This window comes from Lonepinella sp. BR2474 (genome assembly GCF_051851555.1).
GTDB lineage: Bacteria > Pseudomonadota > Gammaproteobacteria > Enterobacterales > Pasteurellaceae > Lonepinella.
On record NZ_JBPDVH010000001.1, the window covers coordinates 265023 to 282565 of the forward strand.

Consider the following 17543-nt stretch of genomic DNA (forward strand, 5'->3'; position numbering starts at 1 on the left):
AATAAAGCGACGTCAATCTAAATCGACGTCGCTTTGCATTTGTATAACAGCTAGTTAGCGAGGTTTGCGTTTTTTACTGCTTGATTTCTTCTCTTTTCCGCTGTTTTTCGCTTTTTCGGTTTTCAAACTGCGGTGCTTTTTCACCTCTTTTTCCGATTTTTTCGCTTTGGTTTTTGCGGTTTTACCCACTCGGCGAGGTTTGCGTTCGCTAGAAACCAAGGAGAAATCCACTTGGCGTTGTTCGAGGCTGACGGCCTCAACTTTGATTCTGACTTTATCGCCTAAACGATAGAGCATACCGCTGTTTTCGCCGATTAAGCGTTGGCCGGCACTGTCAAATTGATAGTAGTCATTATCGAGGGTGGAAATATGTACCAAGCCGTCAATAAACAAATCATCAAGGCGAACAAAGAGGCCAAAACCCGTGACAGAGGAAATCACACCGTCAAATTCATCCCCCACGTGATCTTGCATAAATTCGCATTTTAACCAGTCGGCGACTTCTCTTGTGGCGTCATCTGCACGGCGTTCGGTCATGGAACATTGATCGCCTAGGGCGTCCATTTCCTCTAAGCTGTAATGATAACCGCCACTTGGTGTGGTTTTGCGTTTTGCGCCTTTTTCTTTGGCAATCAAATATTTAATGGCACGGTGTAGGGTTAAATCAGGGTAACGGCGAATTGGCGAAGTAAAATGCGCATATTCTTCTAAGGCTAACCCAAAATGACCAATATTATCAGGGTGATACACCGCTTGGCTAAGGCTGCGTAATAACATGGTTTGAATCAGTTCTTGATCGGGACGTTGTTTCACTTGGCTTAATAATTCGGCATAATCGGCGGTGGTAGGTTTGTTGCCGCCACGTAAGGATAAGCCACATTCACTGAGGAACGCACGAAATGCGGTTAATTTTTCTTCACTTGGACCCGCATGAATCCGATACAAGGCGGGTTCTTGGTGACGTTCCATCAAATTTGCTGAGGCAATATTGGCCAAAATCATACATTCTTCAATGATTTTGTGAGCGTCATTGCGTTCCACTTTTTCGATTCGCTCAATGCGTCCCATTTCATTAAAAATAAATTTACTTTCAATGGTTTCAAAATCAATGGCTCCCCGTAAATGACGTGCCTCTAACAAGGCTTGATACATGGTGTGCAATTCTTTCAAATGCGGCACCAAAGCGTGATAACGTTGGCAAAGTGCCTCGTCGCCCTCTAAAATGCGTGCGACTTTGTTGTAGGTTAAACGAGCGTGTGAGTTCATCACCGCCTCATAGAATTGATAACCTTTTAATTCGCCTTTATGGGACACCTCCATTTCACACACCATACATAGGCGATCAACTTGTGGATTAAGTGAACATAAGCCATTTGACAGAATTTCAGGCAACATCGGCACCACTCGGTTCGGAAAATAAACGGAGTTCCCCCGATTGCGAGCCTCGGTATCTAAGGCAGTGCGTAACCGCACATAATAGCTGACATCCGCAATGGCCACCCATAACCGCCAGCCATTTTTTTCTTTGCGACAATGTACGGCATCATCAAAATCTCGAGCATCTTCGCCGTCAATGGTCACTAACGGCAAATCACGTAAATTGATACGCCCTTTTTTCGCTTCTTCTGGCACGTCTTCACTCAGTTTTTTCACCGCTTTTTGGACAGCATCTGGGAAAGTATGCGGAATATCGTGATTGCGTAAGGCAATTTCCACTTCCATGCCCTTGGCCATATTGTCGCCTAAAATTTCGCTGATCATGCCCACCGGCTGACTAAAGCTAGCGGTGCGGGGTTTCAGTTCGACCACCACCACTTGCCCCATTCTCGCCCCTTGACGAAATTCATTCGGAATTAAAATATCTCGCCCAATACGGCTATCATCCGGCACCACATAACCAATGCCATCCTCGAGGAAAAAGCGACCGACCACGTGTTTTTTACGGCTTTCTAACACACGCACAATCCGCACTTCTTGGCGACCACGACGGTCAAATCCCGCCGGTTGGGCCAACACAAAATCGCCGTGCATAACCCGTTGCATTTGGTTATTTGGAATAAATAAATCTTTATTGGCGACTGCATTTTTAGCCGGGCTTTCGATTTCTAAAAAGCCGTAGCCATCACGGTGTCCAATCACGGTGCCTTTAATTAAATCTAACTTTTCCGGCAAAGCATAGCGTTTCCGTTTGGTGAACACTAACTGTCCATCATTTTCCATGGCTCGCAAACGGCGACGAATGCCCTCCAGTTCATCTTCATGGCGTAGGCCAAAGGTCGCCACGATTTCCTCACGGCTCATGGGGGCGTTATGTTCTCGGATAATTTGAATAATAAAGTCACGGCTTGGGATGGGGTTTTCGTATTTTTCTTGTTCTTGTTGGCGATTGGGATCCACAAGTGCGGTGTTTTTTTTGGTTTTTTTAGTGGTTGTCATATTATCTCTCTGCGGTTATCTGGTTAAAATCGGGATAGGGTTAGTTTGACACTCTGCTGCGCTGAATGCAAGGGAAAACCCCACTGTTGGGTTGTAGGGTGGTAAAATAGTATCATCGGATCATCAATATTGCTTTGCGATTAGAAAGTCCCATTAAACTGTTTGGTACTAGAATTTGGTTAATATTAAGTAAAATTGGTGTTTACACAAAATATGGGATAGGCTCAAATTTAGTTCCCAACAACTTCATTCAGCTTTAAACTATCTCTCCGATAGTATTTGAGTTTAAAAAAAGTCAATTGATTATGTAAATTAGTATTGAAACTATTGCAATATGTGAAGTAATTACATTGATTTTATTCATCCCCTAAAAACAACTCCAACAATTCATTTAAAAATAACTTACCATGTTGGGTGATTTGCCAATGCTCGTGAGTTTCTTGTACATAACCTTGTTTAATCGCAAAATCTATCTGTTTTTGCACCTCACTTTGCGGTAGCCCAGTAAATTGCTCAAATTCTCTTTTCGGTACCGCCTCCAACAAGCGAAAACGATTCATAAAAAATTCAAAAGGGCGGTCAATTTCGGGCACGTTTTTTTGTTCATATAAATATTCACCACGCATATAACCTTTGGGGTGTTTGGTTTTACTGTAACGCAAGATTTCACCTGTGGTAAAACTCATTTTGCCATGGGCGCCACAACCAATCGCCAAATAATCGCCAAAACGCCAGTAATTTAAATTATGCTGACATTGAAAATCAGGTTTGGCATAGGCAGAGGTTTCATATTGTTGATAACCTGCTTCGGTTAATAATTGATGCCCCTGTTCGAAAATATCCCAAAGTTCATCATCATCTGGCAAACGTGGCGGACGATAGGCAAACATCGTATTGGGTTCAATGGTGAGCTGATACCAAGATAAATGCGGTGGATTTAAGGCAATCGCTTGGCGTAAATCATCTAAGGCTTGTGGTAAGGTCTGATTCGGCAAACCGTGCATTAAATCTAAATTAAAACTTTTTAACCCAGATTCTTTGGCAAATTGCACCGCAGTTTTGGCTTCGTCTGCATTGTGAATACGTCCTAACGCTTGTAATTTTTCATCGTTAAAACTTTGAATGCCCATTGAAATGCGTGTTACGCCTGCTTTAACATAACCCTTAAAACGCTCTGCCTCGGCGGTGCCAGGGTTGGCTTCTAAGGTAATTTCAATATTCGGTGAAAAGGGGATTTGTTGCTCAATCCCCTGTAATAATTGATGAATACTTTCCGCACAAAATAGGCTCGGCGTTCCCCCACCAATAAAAATGGAATGTAAACAACGATCCTGTACGCTGTCTTTCAAACGTTCAAGATCTTGTTGTAAATCGGTTAACAGATGTTGTACATATTCCCTTTCTGGAATTTCGCTCTTTTGTGCATGGGAATTAAAATCACAATAAGGGCATTTTTGGACACACCAAGGAATATGCACGTATAAACTTAATGGCGGTAAACAAAGTGCGGTCATTATTTTTGTAATTTCATTTTTAAGACGGCTAAGGCTTTGGCTCGATGGGAGATTTTTTTCTTCTCCGCAGGCTCTAATTCCGCAAAAGTACAATTTTTTTCTGGACTAAAAAATAAGCTGTCATAGCCAAAACCGTTTGATCCTTTTTCCACAAAATCAATTTGCCCAAAACATTCTCCCTCCGCAATAATCGGGCTTGGATCGGTTTCGTGTTGTAATAACACAATGCAACTGACGAATTTGGCTTGACGTTGTTCGGTGGGGACATCTGCTAATTTTTGTAATAATTTTTTGCGATTCGCCTGCTCATCACCATCAGCTCCTGCGTAACGAGCGGAATATAAACCAGGTTCGCCATTTAATGCGGCAACCACTAATCCGCTATCGTCCGCAATGGCGGGTAAACCGGATAATTTCGCCGCATAACGTGCTTTTAGTAAGGCATTTTCTACAAAAGTTAAGCCTGTTTCTTCGGGGCTTTCAATGCCCAATTCTGTTTGGGCAATTACCTCAAAACCGAAATCCGCCAAAACATCTGACATTTCCTTGACTTTGCCTTGATTACCGGTTGCCAATACAACTTTTTGTTTCATTTTTTCTCCTCAACGCCATTGATGGCCATGAATTTAGTGCTTTTTTCGCTATTATAAAGATTTTTTCATCAAAGTGCGGTTATTTTTCGCAGAATTTTTGTTATAGTAGTAGCAAATTTGACAGTAGGAATTTTTATGGAAAAGATCATTATTGATGAAGACCAATTTATGCGTACCATTTCACGTATTTCCCATGAAATCATCGAAAAACATGCCGATCTGAATGAATTAATTATCGTTGGGATTAAACGCCGTGGCGCCGAAATTGCCGAGCTGATTAAACGTAAAATTCACAATTTAACCGAGCAAGAACTGCCTGCGTTTGATTTAGATATTACGTTCTATCGTGATGATTTAGAATATGCAGAACCGAGCCAAATTCCCGTCTATAAAGGATCATCCGATTATATTAACATTCAAAATAAAACGGTGATTTTGGTGGATGACGTGCTGTTCACTGGGCGTACTATTCGAGCCGCCTTGGATGCCTTAGTGGATTTTGGACGGGCGGCCAAAGTTGAATTAGTGATTTTAGTGGATCGTGGCCACCGTGAATTGCCGATTCGAGCGGATTATGTGGGTAAAAATGTACCGACCAGCCGTCAGGAAAAAGTGCAAGTGCGTACCATGAAATTTGACAGTTGCTACAATGTGGCTTTGCTGTCAAAATAAGGATGGGAACTTTTTACCCAACCTGTACTCTAACAGGTTGTATTTAATTAACTTTTATGAACGGATAACTATGAAATTTCATGCTTTAAAATCAATTTTCCTTGTTGCGATCAGTGTATTAGCGTTCTCGACCCATGCGCAAGCGGTTGAGCAAGTTGTCGCCACCGTGGATGGCAACCCTATTCTGGAAAGCCAAGTAAGACAAGCATTAGGCGGCAAAGCAAACAACGAAACCAACCGTAGCAAGGCCTTAGATAGCATTATTGATGATATATTGGTGCAGAAAGCCATTAAAGAATCAGGCGTCAAAGTCAATCCCGCCCAAGTGGATCAAATTGTGCAGAACATTGCGGCACAAAATGGCTTAACCTATGGCCAATTATTAGACGCACTAGATTACCAAGGCATGTCATTACAACAATTCCGTAATAATATTGCTAATCAGATTTTAATGTCGGAAGTACGTAATCGTAGCATTGGGAAATATATTGATGTCAGCCGTGAAGAAGTGGAAGCCTTGAGCCATAAAATGTGGGAACAAGCCAAACAAAGTGGCAATGAAAAGGCCTTAACCACCACGCATTACAAAGTACGTCATATTTTATTGAAACTCAATCCGTTGTTAAATGATACACAAGCCAAAGCGAAATTAAGCCAAATTCGTGCCGATATCGTTGCGGGTAAAACGACCTTTGAGGCCGCCGCTAAAGATTATTCAAAAGATTATCTGTCTGGCGCAAATGGCGGTGATTTAGGGTTTGCACCTGCCGATAATTATGTACCAGAATTTGCGAAACAAGTATCAACAGCGAAAAAAGGCACGATTACGGCGCCATTTAAAACGGAATTTGGTTGGCATATTTTAGAAGTGACCGACAGCAAACAAGGTCAGGCCAGTGAAAATACATTCCACCAAAAAGCCTATGAAACTTTAGTCAATCAACAACTACAAGAAGAATCCAAGGATTGGGTAAAAGCCTTGCGTAAAGGGGCGGATATTCAATATCTTGTTAAATAAATCATTTGTCTGAGGTGGGCAATCGCCCACCTTTTTTATTTTACTGTCAATAATAGATAACTCATGAATTCAAAAAGACATTTAGGCCATACCGCACGAAAACGTTTCGGGCAAAACTTTTTACATGATGACAATGTGATTCAAGGCATTGTCTCTGCGATTTATCCGCAAAAAGATCAATATCTGGTGGAAATTGGACCTGGCTTAGGGGCATTAACCGAACCTGTCGGTGAACAAGTAGATCAGTTAACCGTCGTCGAATTAGACCGAGATCTCGCTGAACGCTTACGTCATCATCCTTTTTTACATCAAAAATTAAAGGTGATTGAAACCGATGCGATGCAATTTGATTTTGGCAAATTGTATGATGATGAAAAACTGGCGGAGAAAGGGCAAAAATTACGGGTATTTGGTAATTTACCCTACAATATCTCGACACCGTTAATGTTTCACCTATTCAAATTCCACGACAAAATCCAAGATATGCACTTTATGTTACAAAAAGAAGTGGTCAAACGCTTGTGTGCAGCACCGAACAGCAAGGCTTATGGACGGCTTACGATTATGGCACAATATTTTTGCCAAGTCATGCCTGTATTAGAAGTTCCACCAACGGCATTTAAACCTGCACCGAAAGTGGATTCTGCGGTCGTACGGTTAATTCCCCATCAGATTTTGCCAAATCCAGTGAAAGATCTGTATTGGTTAAATCGTGTGACCAATCAAGCCTTTAATCAACGCCGTAAAACCTTGCGTAATGCCTTATCAACGCTATTTTCTGCGGAAAATCTCACCGCACTTGGGGTGGATTTAAATGCGCGTGCAGAAAATTTGAGTATTGCGGATTATGCCAGATTAGCCAATTGGTTATATGATAATCCACCAGTGGAAGAAAAAATAGAAATTATTGATGAAATATAATCGATCCCCTCTCCCTTTGGGAGAGAGTTAGGGTGAGGGTCAATTTACACCCTCACCTCCCGAAAATCCGTCGGATTTTCTCCCTCCTCTCCCACTGGGAGAGGCAGTAAAGGAATAAAAAATGTCAACTTACCTTGTCGGCGACTTACACGGTTGCTATGATGAATTGCAACTTTTGTTGCAACAAGCTCAATTTGATGCCACGCAAGATGAACTTTATTTCACCGGTGATCTGGTTGCTCGTGGTGATAAATCCCTTGAATGTTTACGCTTTGCTAAATCTTTAGGACAACGTGGTCATACGGTATTAGGCAATCATGATTTACATTTACTTTCCACCGCACTGGGGATTAAAAAAGTCAACGCTCGAGATAAAGTCGATGCCATCTTTGCTGCCCCTGATTTTGCTGAATTAATGGATTGGCTACGTCATCAGCCCTTGTTTATTCATCATGAAAAACTGAATTTTACTCTCGTTCACGCTGGTATTTCGCCGGACTGGGATTTGAACACGGCTCAACAATGTGCCAAACAAGTTGAAGCGGTTTTACAATCCGACCACTATGCGGATTTACTCAAACAAATGTATGACAGCAATCCTGATCGTTGGTCGTCTGAATTAACGGGTATTGATCGTTTACGTTACATTATTAATGTGTTCACCCGTATGCGTTTTTGCTATGCGGATCATAGGTTGGATTTTGATTGTAAAGTGCCGTTAGATCAAGCTCCAACCGAATTAATGGCATGGTATCAATGCGATAATCCATTATTCCAAACCGAAAATATTATTTTTGGACATTGGGCAAGTCTGGTGGATACACCCACACCGAGCAATATTTATGCCTTAGATACAGGTTGTGCATGGGGTAATCGAATGACGTTGTTACGTTGGGAAGATCAGCGGTATTTTGTGCAGGGGAGTTTGGGAAAATAGGCTCGCACTTCTCGCTTTTTTCTCAAATAAATTCTCTCACAATTTCATAAATCACAATCCATCCGCTCCATTTTCTGCTAAAATACTCCAATATTTTTCAACGGAGAAAACATCATCGAAAATTGGCAACGAGGCTTTGTGCTACACCGCCGAGCGTACAGTGAAACCAGTCTGTTGGTGGATTTATTTACCGAAGAAACAGGGCGGTTGACGGTGTTGGCGAAAGGGGCAAGACGTAAACAGTCGGCGTGGAAAGGCGTGTTACAGCCGTTTACGCCGTTGTTGTTGCGTTGGTCGGGGAAAGGTGAGTTGAAAACCTTGACCAAAGCTGAACCTGCGGCGATTGCTCTTCCGTTGCAACAAACGGCGTTGTTTAGTGGCTTTTATGTGAATGAATTGCTGTGTCGGGTGATCGAACAGGAAACGCCTAATCCGTTGTTATTTCAATATTATTTGCAATGTTTAATGGCATTGGCTCAAGCGGAAAATGTCGAACCTGCGTTACGCACCTTTGAATTTCAGTTATTGCAGATTTTAGGTTATGGCGTGGATTTCGGGCATTGTGCAGGATCGGGTTTGCCCGTGGACAGCGGAATGACCTATCAATATCGGGAAGAAAAAGGCTTTATTGCATCCTTGATTAAAAATAACCAAACCTTTTACGGACGCGATTTGTTAGCCTTTGAGCAGTTGATTTTTGATGATCCCGACGTATTAAAAGCTGCCAAACGCTTTACCCGAATGGCGTTAAAACCCTATTTAGGCAATAAACCGTTGAAAAGTCGGGAATTATTTTCGCAACAGATTTTGTATTTGAACTAGTATGGCATTATTTTACACGCAACCCAAAAACCCAAAACCGCAAGAAAAAACACCGCACTTAACCCTTGATATTCAATCTCTGGATTATCAAGGCTTGGGTGTGGCGAAGCTGCAGGGCAAGACGTGGTTTGTAGAAAATGCGTTGCCTGATGAAACAGTGCAAGTTCGGGTAGTAGAAGAAAAACGGCAATATGGACGAGCGGTGGCGACCAACATTTTGCGAGCCAATCCTGAACGCCAATCGCCACAATGTGCGGTGTATCAAGCCTGTGGCGGCTGTCAAAGTCAGCATATTCCACTGGAAATGCAACGGCTTGCCAAACAGCAGGCGTTATTTTCACGGCTGGCAAAGTTGCAGCCACAAGGCCTTGAATTTATGCCGATGATCGTGGGCGAAGGTTGGCAATATCGCCGCCGAGTGCGGTTGAGTTTGAATGTGAATCCGAAAACCAAACAGCTGGAAATGGGCTTTCGGCAAAAAAGTGCGGTGCAAATTGTCAATGTTTCGCAATGTGATGTGCTGGAGCCAGCGTTAGATCGCTTGCTCCCTAAATTACGAACTCTGTTAAATCAGTTTTCCCAACCCAAATTACTCGGGCATATTGAACTAACCGCCGCCGATAATGGTGTAGCAATGCTGTTGCGACATCGCCAAAATTTAAGCGAAAAAGACCGCACTTTGTTGTTGGCATTTGCTGAGCAAGAGCGGTTAATGCTGTTTGTGCAAGATGATGCGCAAATTCAGCAGGTCTTTGGCGAACCGCCGTTTTATCGCTTGGGGGAATTGTCGCTCCAGTTTGATATTCGGGATTTTATTCAAATTAACCGTGTGTTAAATCAGCAAATGGTGGCAACGGCGTTGGATTGGTTGGAGCCAGAATCCAGCGATAATGTGTTAGATTTATTTTGCGGAATGGGCAATTTCACCTTGCCGATCAGCCAGTTAGTGCAGACTGTTGTTGGCGTGGAAGGCGTAGCGGAAATGGTGGCGAAAGCGCGTAAAAATGCGGAACAAAATGGCTGTCAGAATGTCCAATTTGAGCAAGGCAATTTGGATCAGCCGTTTTTAAATCAGCCTTGGGCGACAGTGCCGTTTAATAAAATTTTGCTCGATCCGCCCCGTAGCGGTGCCGCCTTTGCCATTGATGGGCTGTGCCAGTTGCAAGCGGAAAAAATACTCTATATTTCGTGCAATCCTGCCACCTTGGTACGAGATGCCGAAAAACTGTTGCAATCGGGCTACTGCTTGCGTAAAGTAGCGATGATTGATATGTTTCCCCACACAGGACATTTGGAAAGTATCTCGCTGTTTGAGAAAAAATAAGGAAAGATTATGGTTGCGGTGCGTGGTTCTCATTTATTAAATCCGAAGGATTTTAATATTCACCACTGGTGTGAAAATTTAGATTTGCCTGTGCAAATTGAACAGGATCTCACTAAGGCGTGGCAATACGCCCGAGCCAATGCGGAACAGCTTTTCTTAAATAGTCATTGGTATCTGCGTGACGGCGTGGAAATGGTGGAAATTCTGCACAGTTTGAATATGGATGGCGACACTTTGCTTGCCGCAATGTTGTTCCCTGTGGTTCACGCCAAAATTGTTACGCTAGAGCAAGTCAAAGAAGATTTTGGTAGCAAAATCAGTAAATTAGTCAAAGGCGTGTTGGAGATGAACAACATTCGCCAACTCAACGCCAACCAATCCGATAATAATCTGCAAATTGACAATATCCGCCGTATGCTGTTGGCAATGGTGGACGATTTCCGTTGTGTAATCATTAAGTTAGCGGAACGTATTACCTATTTGCGTGATGCGGATAAACGTTATTCCAAAGCGGAAAAAATCGCCGCTGCCAAAGAATGTAGCAATATTTATGCTCCCCTTGCCAATCGGTTGGGGATCGGGCAGTTGAAATGGGAATTGGAAGATTATTGTTTCCGCAATTTGCAAACGGAGCAATATCGGATTATCGCCCATAAACTGGGCGAACGCCGTTTAGATCGTGAGCAATATATTCAGGATTTTGTGACTCAACTATCGGGCTATTTGCACGAAACCATTGATATGGTGGATGTGTACGGACGACCGAAGCATATTTACAGCATTTGGCGGAAAATGCAGAAAAAACATCTGGCGTTTGAAGGCTTGTACGACATTCGGGCGGTGCGGATTTTGGTGCAAAATTTGCAAGATTGTTACACCGCACTGGGCGTGGTACATACCCATTATCGCCATTTGCCCGAACAGTTTGATGATTATATTGCCAACCCGAAACCGAACGGTTATCAGTCTATTCACACCGTGGTGTTAGGCGAAGGTGATAAACCCATTGAAGTGCAAATCCGCACCCATCAAATGCACAATGATGCGGAACTTGGGGTCGCTGCCCACTGGAAATACAAAGAAGGCACCACAGGATCGATGTCTGCCTACGAAGAAAAAATTTCGTGGTTACGCAAACTGTTAGCGTGGCAAGCGGATATTGTGGACAGCGGCGAAATGCTGGAAGAAATGCGGACGCAAGTGTTTGACGACCGTGTGTATGTGTTCACCCCGAAAGGCGAAGTGGTGGATTTGCCAACCGGTTCGACACCGTTGGATTTTGCCTACGCCATTCACAGCGATGTGGGACACCGTTGTATTGGGGCGAAAGTGGCAGGGCGGATTGTGCCGTTTACCTACCAATTACAAATGGGCGATCAGCTGGAAATTATCACCCAGAAAAATCCCAACCCAAGCCGAGACTGGTTGAATCCAAATTCAGGTTTTACCCACACCGCCAAAGCTCGCTCCAAAATTATGGCGTGGTTTAAAAAGCTGGATCGGGATAAAAATATTCCGTTGGGTAAAGAGATGTTAGAAGCGGAACTTAACCGCTTAAACATCACCCTAAAACAGGCAGAACAATATGCCTTACCACGTTATAATTTGAAACAATTAGACGATTTATATAATGGTTTGGGCAACGGTGATATTAAATTGCACCAACTGATTAATTTCTTGCAAGGCAAATTGATTAAGCCAACAGCGGAGCAAGCTGATGAAGAAATCTTAAAACATGTTAGCCAAAAAAATAATCCAAAAAGTGCGGTCAATACTCAACAAAAATCCGAAGGCTATGTGGTGGTGAATGGTGTCGGCAATTTAATGCACCATATTGCTCGCTGTTGCCAACCGATCCCAGGCGATGAGATTGTGGGTTATATTACCCAAGGTCGAGGCATTTCCATTCACCGTACCGATTGTGAACAGCTGAAAAAACTCCGCCTAGCCAATGAAGAACGGGTGATAGATACCAGTTGGGGCAAAGAATTAAAAGGCAATTTCAGCATTAATATTCGGGTCATGGCAAGTGACCGCAATGGCTTGTTGCGTGATGTTACCACGGTGCTTGCCAATGATAAAATCAACGTCAGCGGCGTATCCACTCGCACCGACAAAAAACGCCAACTTGCCACCCTTGATTTGGAATTAGAATTAAGTCACGTTGAGATGTTAAGCAAAGTGATTGCTCGCTTGGCTCAACTTGATGATGTGATTGATGTAAAACGTATTTAAAAGAGAAATTTCATGACCGACAAAACCACGGGATTCACCCATTTAATTAATTCCACTCGCTATTCCTTGCAAGGCTTAAAAAGTGCGGTGCAAAACGAAGCCGCTTTTCGCCACGAACTCTTTTTAGGCATTTTTATCGTACCGTTGGCGTTTTGGCTGGCAAAAGATAAAGTTGAACTGGCATTTATGCTGGGATCTTATTTGATTGTGTTAGTAGCAGAATTGCTCAACAGTGCGGTGGAATGTGCCATTGATCGTATTGGCACTGAACGCCACGAGTTATCAGGCAGAGCCAAAGATCAAGGCTCCGCAGCGGTGTTTGTGGCGATTGTGAATTTTGTGGTGGTTTGGGCATTGATGATTTTGGGATAGATAATAGGGCGGACCCGTCCCCCGTCCGCCCTACCCTTTGGCCTTATTCTTGTTTCAACTGCTCTTTTAACGCCCCATAAAAAATCATTGTCACCAGAAAATAAAAAATGGTGCCTGAATTATGGGCAAAGAAACCTTGGCTTAAACCATAGAAGATCACTGAAATAATATGAATGGTGCCCAAAAGTGCGGTTAATTTTATCGTGGCATGTTGTGAGGCAGTGTGTTTCCAAAAGTAACGCAATGGAATCAATAAAATCCCCAACAAGGCGAGTAATCCTAAAATACCACGTTTAGAAAGATCATCTAAATATTGATTATGGGCGTGAGTAAAATGACCAACGATAGGGTTCACTAATTTTTGTTTGGCTTGTTCTTTACGCTGTTGGTTACTGCCCTCAGCTCCCCAACCTAATAGTGGTTTTTCTTTCGCCATTAACACCGCACTTTTCCACATATCAAATCTTGCACCTAGCGAAGTGCTAGTATTATTTTTATCCATATAAACGGTAATATCATGTTCCATTTGTTGAATACGTTGGGTAATTCTGGTTTGTGGGATCATCACAGCGACGGCAATTAACAGCACTAAAATAGTAGAAACTATGCCAATCACTTTTTTAGATACCTGTTTACGATAAACCCAAAAGATCACCACAAGAATAACAGGCACGCCAACCCAACCACCACGAGCGGTAGAAAGTAAACTGGCTAAAATACCGCATAATGAGGCGATAAAGCAAAGTGCGGTTAATTTTGTGTGTTTTTTATAAGCAAAATATAAGGCAATAGCAAAGCTAAACATACCTAATGACATGGCCATATCACCCGCTTGAATCTGCATTTGGTACTGAAATGCTCTCACATAATGCAACACAAAACGATGCGTCAATGCCACAATGCCAGCAAGGGTGGCACCGATTGGAATACAAGTTAATAATACGGTTAATTTGGGTGGGTATTTGATAAATAATAAAATCAACGGTAACACCAATAAGGCTCGGCTTGGATTATCCAGTTCGCTCATTTTGCCACCATTAACAAGTAGTGATAGCAAAAAGACCAACACATAAAACACGAAACTGACGGTTATCCATTTATCTTGTGTTATGAAATTTGCTTTTTGTTTTTTTACCACATGATAAATAGCAAAAATAATGCCTATTGCCACTAATAAGGCAAACCCGATATTATGCGAGCCTTTAAACAGTAAAACCGTCAGAAAAAATAGCCCAACACTTGCATTGGTTAACGTCAGTATTTTATTCTGCTTAATAAAATCCAGTGATAAATTCATTTATTCATTTTCCCCTAAAATCACCATAAAAAAACCGCACTTCGCTCAATAATTAGCAAAAGTGCGGTGATATTTTAGCGTATTTTACGTAATTATAATACGTTTACACAATTTAAATCTTCGAAAGATTGTTCTAAGCGTTTAGACATAGATTCTTCCATTTTACGTAACCAAACACGTGGGTCGTAGAATTTTTTGTTTGGTGAATCTGGACCTTCTGGGTTACCTAATTGACCTTGAAGATAGGCTTCATTAGCTTTGTAGAATTGAAGAATACCATTCCAAGATGCCCATTGTGTATCGGTGTCAATGTTCATTTTGATGGCACCGTAACCGATGGCTTCACGGATTTCTTCACGGCTTGAACCTGAACCGCCGTGGAAGACGAAGTCGATTGGTTTTTTCGGTAGATTACGTTCTTTTTCAACGAAATCTTGTGATGCACCTAAAATAGATGGTTTTAATTTCACGTTACCTGGTTTGTAAACCCCATGTACGTTACCGAATGCCGCTGCAACAGTGAAACGCGGGCTGATTGGGTGAAGACTGTCATACACGAAAAGTACTTCGCTTGGTTGAGTGTATAAACGTGATTCATCCACATCGCTGTTATCCACGCCATCTTCTTCACCACCGGTGATACCGATTTCGATTTCAAGGGTCATGCCTAATTTGTCCATACGAGCTAGGTATTTTTTGCAGATTTCCATATTTTCTGCAATTGGCTCTTCAGATAAATCAATCATGTGAGATGAGAATAATGGTTTGCCTGTTTCAGCAAAGTGTTTTTCACCGGCATCTAATAAACCGTCAATCCATGGTAATAATTTTTTCGCCGCGTGGTCAGTATGAAGAATCACTGGCACACCGTATTCAACAGCTAAACTATGTACATGTTTTGCACCCGCAATGGCACCTAATACATCTGGACGTGTGCCTGAAGTTGGTTTGATACCTTTACCGGCATAGAATGCTGCACCACCGTTTGAGAATTGGATAATTACTGGCGATTTCACACGTGCAGCGGTTTCTAATACCGCATTTACACTGTCAGAACCCACGCAGTTTACCGCAGGAATTGCAAAGTTATGTGCTTTTGCATAAGCGAATACTTTTTGAACGTCATCACCAGTTACAACGCCTGGTTTTACAATGTCTAATAATGCCATTTTGTTTTTTCCTTATTTAAATTTGAATTTTTTACCCTCACCCTAGCCCTCTCCCAAGGGGAGAGGGGACGAGATCGGAAGTTTAAAAATTTCTCATTTTTTCACCGCACTTTTCCCCTCTCCCTTTGGGAGAGGGGCAGGGGTGAGGGTTTAAATTAATTAACCGTTCGCACGTTTTTCTAAAATTTCTACCGCAGGTAACACTTTGCCTTCTACGAATTCTAAGAACGCACCGCCACCAGTTGAGATGTAAGAAATTTTATCTTTAATACCGAATAAATCAATCGCTGCTAATGTATCACCACCACCTGCAATAGAGAATGCACCGTTTGCAGTAGCCTCAGCAATCGCATTGGAGATTACTTCGGTGCCTTTACGGAAATTAGGGAACTCAAATACACCTACTGGACCGTTCCAAAGAATCGTTTTTGATGCTTTGATGATTGCAGCTAATTCTTCTGCTGTTTTGTCACCAATATCGAAGATAGATTCATCTGCTTGAACCGCATCTACTGATTTTTCAGTGGCTGGAGCCGTTTCAGAGAATTCAGTACCCACACGCACATCCACTGGCACAGGGATTTTGGTTTGTTTAGCTAAACGTTGAGCTTCAGGAATTAAATCTTCTTCGTAAAGCGATTTACCCACGGCTTTGCCTTCGGCAGCAATAAAGGTATTAGCGATACCACCACCCACAATAATTTGGTCAGCGATTTTTGAAAGGCTATCTAACACGGTTAATTTTGTCGATACTTTTGAACCACCCACAATGGCTAACATTGGGCGTTGTGGTTCTTTTAAAGCTTTGCCTAAGGCATCTAATTCTGCCGCTAATAATGGGCCAGCACAAGCCACTGGTGCATATTCTGCCACGCCATAGGTTGAGGCTTGGGCACGGTGAGCGGTACCGAAAGCGTCCATCACGAATACATCACAAAGTGCGGCGTATTTTTTGCCTAATTCAGGATCGTTTTTCTTCTCACCTTTGTTAATACGCACGTTTTCTAATACCACGACTTCGTTTGCATTCACTTCAACACCGTCTAAGTAATCACGCACTAAACGTACTGGCACATCTAATGCTTTGTTTAAGTAATCTACAACGGGTTGTAATGAAGAAGCTTCATCAAATTCGCCCTCGGTTGGACGACCTAAGTGAGAAGTCACCATGACTTTCGCCCCTTTTTCTAAGGCGAATTTTAAGGTTGGAATGGTGGCACGAATACGTGCATCCGATGTCACCTTGCCGTCTTTGACTGGCACATTAAGATCGGCACGGATAAAAAGACGTTTACCGGCTAAATCAAGGTCTGTCATTTTGATTACTGACATAATATTTCCTCTTTATGTTAAAAATAATAAAACTGTACATCCGCCCTATTATAGCGAGATCTGAATGCTATTGTAACTGCTTTAGATCAAATTATTGTCAGTTATTTGCAATCTATCACTTGCCAATTTAAATCATAACAAATAAATAATTCCGCACGACTTGCCCCTAAATAAGCATTTTTTAACGCTGGATTATGTTGTTTCATCCAACGGAACAGCTCTTTTTTGCTTAATTGTTGCGTCGGTAAGGTTAAACTGCGGTATAAATCTTGCTGTTTTTTAAAATATTGTTCGGCAGAATCAAAGGCACAGGCACCGTGTTTTTCCCATTCGCCTTGCAGTAAATTCGGGCTAGGGCTGTCGCTTAAATAGTTTTGAATGATCGTATAATCCACTGCTGGCAAATCCCCTTGGCAAAATCTTGGGTGATCACTGGTGCTATGTGCGTGAGCATTTTGTGGCCATAAACCATGAATCACCCAGCCATATTGTTGTTGCGTACCACATTGCAGTTGAGCCGATTGAGGCAGATTGTTGCCATATTTCTCTTGCTGACTGTCACAAAAAGCCGGTGACCAAGATAAAGCGAGCATGTAATAATCGGTTTTCGCCTGTTTATTCGGACCAATCGCATCATGACGCATAATAAAATCGTAGTCCGTTTGCACCGCACTTTGATGATGATTGGTTGAATTCTGGTTGTTTGAGTGTTGTTTTTGGGTTTGTTGAGTGGATGTGTTTCCTGTTGGCAAGGATTGAGCCCCACTTTTAAACCAATCCATGGCAAAATAAATCACCAAACCGATCAAGATAACGCCTAATTGAAGAAGTTGTTTCTGCTGTTTTTGTTTCATTTTTAACCTTTAAATTTATGTAAAAATTGGCTATAATCGCCCACTTT

15 protein-coding genes are annotated in these 17543 nt (G+C 42.3%); 8 read left to right on the plus strand and 7 right to left on the minus strand.

Translation table 11 applies throughout. The features are described 5' to 3' along the window. Nucleotides 1-54: 54 nt before the first annotated feature. The 3 genes from rnr to rdgB all read right to left on the minus strand — a co-directional run bounded on the left by rnr (nucleotide 55) and on the right by rdgB (nucleotide 4543). Entirely contained in the window at nucleotides 55-2436 is a 2382-nt protein-coding gene (gene rnr / locus ACTG7Q_RS01345; protein ID WP_439240062.1) for a ribonuclease R, read from the minus strand. 356 nt (nucleotides 2437-2792) lie between these two features. Beyond that, nucleotides 2793-3950: a radical SAM family heme chaperone HemW gene (hemW, locus tag ACTG7Q_RS01350; RefSeq protein WP_439240064.1), complete on the minus strand. Its 1158-nt coding sequence runs from the start codon at nucleotides 3948-3950 to the stop codon at nucleotides 2793-2795. Then, complete coding sequence (rdgB, locus tag ACTG7Q_RS01355) at nucleotides 3950-4543, minus strand: RdgB/HAM1 family non-canonical purine NTP pyrophosphatase (RefSeq protein ID WP_439240066.1); 594 nt, start codon at nucleotides 4541-4543, stop codon at nucleotides 3950-3952. The genes hemW and rdgB overlap by 1 nt, the downstream gene beginning before the upstream one ends. Before the next feature lie 135 nt (nucleotides 4544-4678). Between rdgB and pyrR the strand changes: the two genes are divergently transcribed. The 8 genes from pyrR to ACTG7Q_RS01395 all read left to right on the plus strand — a co-directional run bounded on the left by pyrR (nucleotide 4679) and on the right by ACTG7Q_RS01395 (nucleotide 12844). Continuing rightward, nucleotides 4679-5215, plus strand: a complete 537-nt coding sequence (gene pyrR / locus ACTG7Q_RS01360; RefSeq protein ID WP_439240067.1) for a bifunctional pyr operon transcriptional regulator/uracil phosphoribosyltransferase PyrR — start codon at nucleotides 4679-4681, stop codon at nucleotides 5213-5215. Between the two features lie 70 nt (nucleotides 5216-5285). Further along, the gene (locus tag ACTG7Q_RS01365; protein ID WP_439240069.1) at nucleotides 5286-6233 is read left to right on the plus strand and encodes a peptidylprolyl isomerase; all 948 of its coding nucleotides are present in this window, start codon (nucleotides 5286-5288) and stop codon (nucleotides 6231-6233) included. A gap of 63 nt (nucleotides 6234-6296) precedes the next feature. After that, entirely contained in the window at nucleotides 6297-7154 is an 858-nt protein-coding gene (gene rsmA / locus ACTG7Q_RS01370) for a 16S rRNA (adenine(1518)-N(6)/adenine(1519)-N(6))-dimethyltransferase RsmA (protein ID WP_439240071.1), read from the plus strand. A 121-nt stretch (nucleotides 7155-7275) separates the two neighbouring features. Next, nucleotides 7276-8091, plus strand: a complete 816-nt coding sequence (gene apaH / locus ACTG7Q_RS01375; RefSeq protein WP_439240074.1) for a bis(5'-nucleosyl)-tetraphosphatase (symmetrical) ApaH — start codon at nucleotides 7276-7278, stop codon at nucleotides 8089-8091. Between the two features lie 111 nt (nucleotides 8092-8202). Next, nucleotides 8203-8913 (plus strand): DNA repair protein RecO, encoded by a 711-nt coding sequence (recO, locus tag ACTG7Q_RS01380; RefSeq protein ID WP_439240632.1) that lies wholly within the window; start codon nucleotides 8203-8205, stop codon nucleotides 8911-8913. Nucleotide 8914: 1 nt separating this feature from the next. Then, nucleotides 8915-10237: a 23S rRNA (uracil(1939)-C(5))-methyltransferase RlmD gene (gene rlmD, locus ACTG7Q_RS01385; RefSeq protein WP_439240076.1), complete on the plus strand. Its 1323-nt coding sequence runs from the start codon at nucleotides 8915-8917 to the stop codon at nucleotides 10235-10237. A 9-nt stretch (nucleotides 10238-10246) separates the two neighbouring features. Beyond that, nucleotides 10247-12472: a GTP diphosphokinase gene (relA, locus tag ACTG7Q_RS01390; RefSeq protein WP_439240078.1), complete on the plus strand. Its 2226-nt coding sequence runs from the start codon at nucleotides 10247-10249 to the stop codon at nucleotides 12470-12472. A 12-nt stretch (nucleotides 12473-12484) separates the two neighbouring features. Beyond that, nucleotides 12485-12844: a diacylglycerol kinase gene (locus ACTG7Q_RS01395; RefSeq protein ID WP_439240080.1), complete on the plus strand. Its 360-nt coding sequence runs from the start codon at nucleotides 12485-12487 to the stop codon at nucleotides 12842-12844. Nucleotides 12845-12887: 43 nt separating this feature from the next. Here the strand turns inward: ACTG7Q_RS01395 and ACTG7Q_RS01400 are convergent, their stop codons facing one another. The 4 genes from ACTG7Q_RS01400 to ACTG7Q_RS01415 form a co-directional block, all read right to left on the minus strand. Next, nucleotides 12888-14141 (minus strand): O-antigen ligase family protein, encoded by a 1254-nt coding sequence (locus ACTG7Q_RS01400; RefSeq protein WP_439240082.1) that lies wholly within the window; start codon nucleotides 14139-14141, stop codon nucleotides 12888-12890. Nucleotides 14142-14233: 92 nt separating this feature from the next. Continuing rightward, nucleotides 14234-15310 (minus strand): class II fructose-bisphosphate aldolase, encoded by a 1077-nt coding sequence (gene fbaA / locus ACTG7Q_RS01405; RefSeq protein WP_439240084.1) that lies wholly within the window; start codon nucleotides 15308-15310, stop codon nucleotides 14234-14236. A 159-nt stretch (nucleotides 15311-15469) separates the two neighbouring features. Continuing rightward, on the minus strand, nucleotides 15470-16642 hold the full coding sequence (locus tag ACTG7Q_RS01410) for a phosphoglycerate kinase (RefSeq protein ID WP_439240086.1): 1173 nt from the start codon (nucleotides 16640-16642) through the stop codon (nucleotides 15470-15472). Nucleotides 16643-16743: 101 nt separating this feature from the next. Further along, nucleotides 16744-17496, minus strand: coding sequence for a ribonuclease T2 family protein (locus ACTG7Q_RS01415; RefSeq protein WP_439240088.1), 753 nt, complete (start codon nucleotides 17494-17496; stop codon nucleotides 16744-16746). Nucleotides 17497-17543 lie beyond the last annotated feature (47 nt).

Bases quoted from the DNA above. Each gene is read 5' to 3' on its own strand.
- rnr (WP_439240062.1), bottom strand. From the start codon at position 2,436: ATGACAACCACTAAAAAAACCAAAAAAAACACCGCACTTGTGGATCCC.
- hemW (WP_439240064.1), bottom strand. From the start codon at position 3,950: ATGACCGCACTTTGTTTACCGCCATTAAGTTTATACGTGCATATTCCT.
- rdgB (WP_439240066.1), bottom strand. From the start codon at position 4,543: ATGAAACAAAAAGTTGTATTGGCAACCGGTAATCAAGGCAAAGTCAAG.
- pyrR (WP_439240067.1), top strand. From the start codon at position 4,679: ATGGAAAAGATCATTATTGATGAAGACCAATTTATGCGTACCATTTCA.
- ACTG7Q_RS01365 (WP_439240069.1), top strand. From the start codon at position 5,286: ATGAAATTTCATGCTTTAAAATCAATTTTCCTTGTTGCGATCAGTGTA.
- rsmA (WP_439240071.1), top strand. From the start codon at position 6,297: ATGAATTCAAAAAGACATTTAGGCCATACCGCACGAAAACGTTTCGGG.
- apaH (WP_439240074.1), top strand. From the start codon at position 7,276: ATGTCAACTTACCTTGTCGGCGACTTACACGGTTGCTATGATGAATTG.
- rlmD (WP_439240076.1), top strand. From the start codon at position 8,915: ATGGCATTATTTTACACGCAACCCAAAAACCCAAAACCGCAAGAAAAA.
- relA (WP_439240078.1), top strand. From the start codon at position 10,247: ATGGTTGCGGTGCGTGGTTCTCATTTATTAAATCCGAAGGATTTTAAT.
- ACTG7Q_RS01395 (WP_439240080.1), top strand. From the start codon at position 12,485: ATGACCGACAAAACCACGGGATTCACCCATTTAATTAATTCCACTCGC.
- ACTG7Q_RS01400 (WP_439240082.1), bottom strand. From the start codon at position 14,141: ATGAATTTATCACTGGATTTTATTAAGCAGAATAAAATACTGACGTTA.
- fbaA (WP_439240084.1), bottom strand. From the start codon at position 15,310: ATGGCATTATTAGACATTGTAAAACCAGGCGTTGTAACTGGTGATGAC.
- ACTG7Q_RS01410 (WP_439240086.1), bottom strand. From the start codon at position 16,642: ATGTCAGTAATCAAAATGACAGACCTTGATTTAGCCGGTAAACGTCTT.
- ACTG7Q_RS01415 (WP_439240088.1), bottom strand. From the start codon at position 17,496: ATGAAACAAAAACAGCAGAAACAACTTCTTCAATTAGGCGTTATCTTG.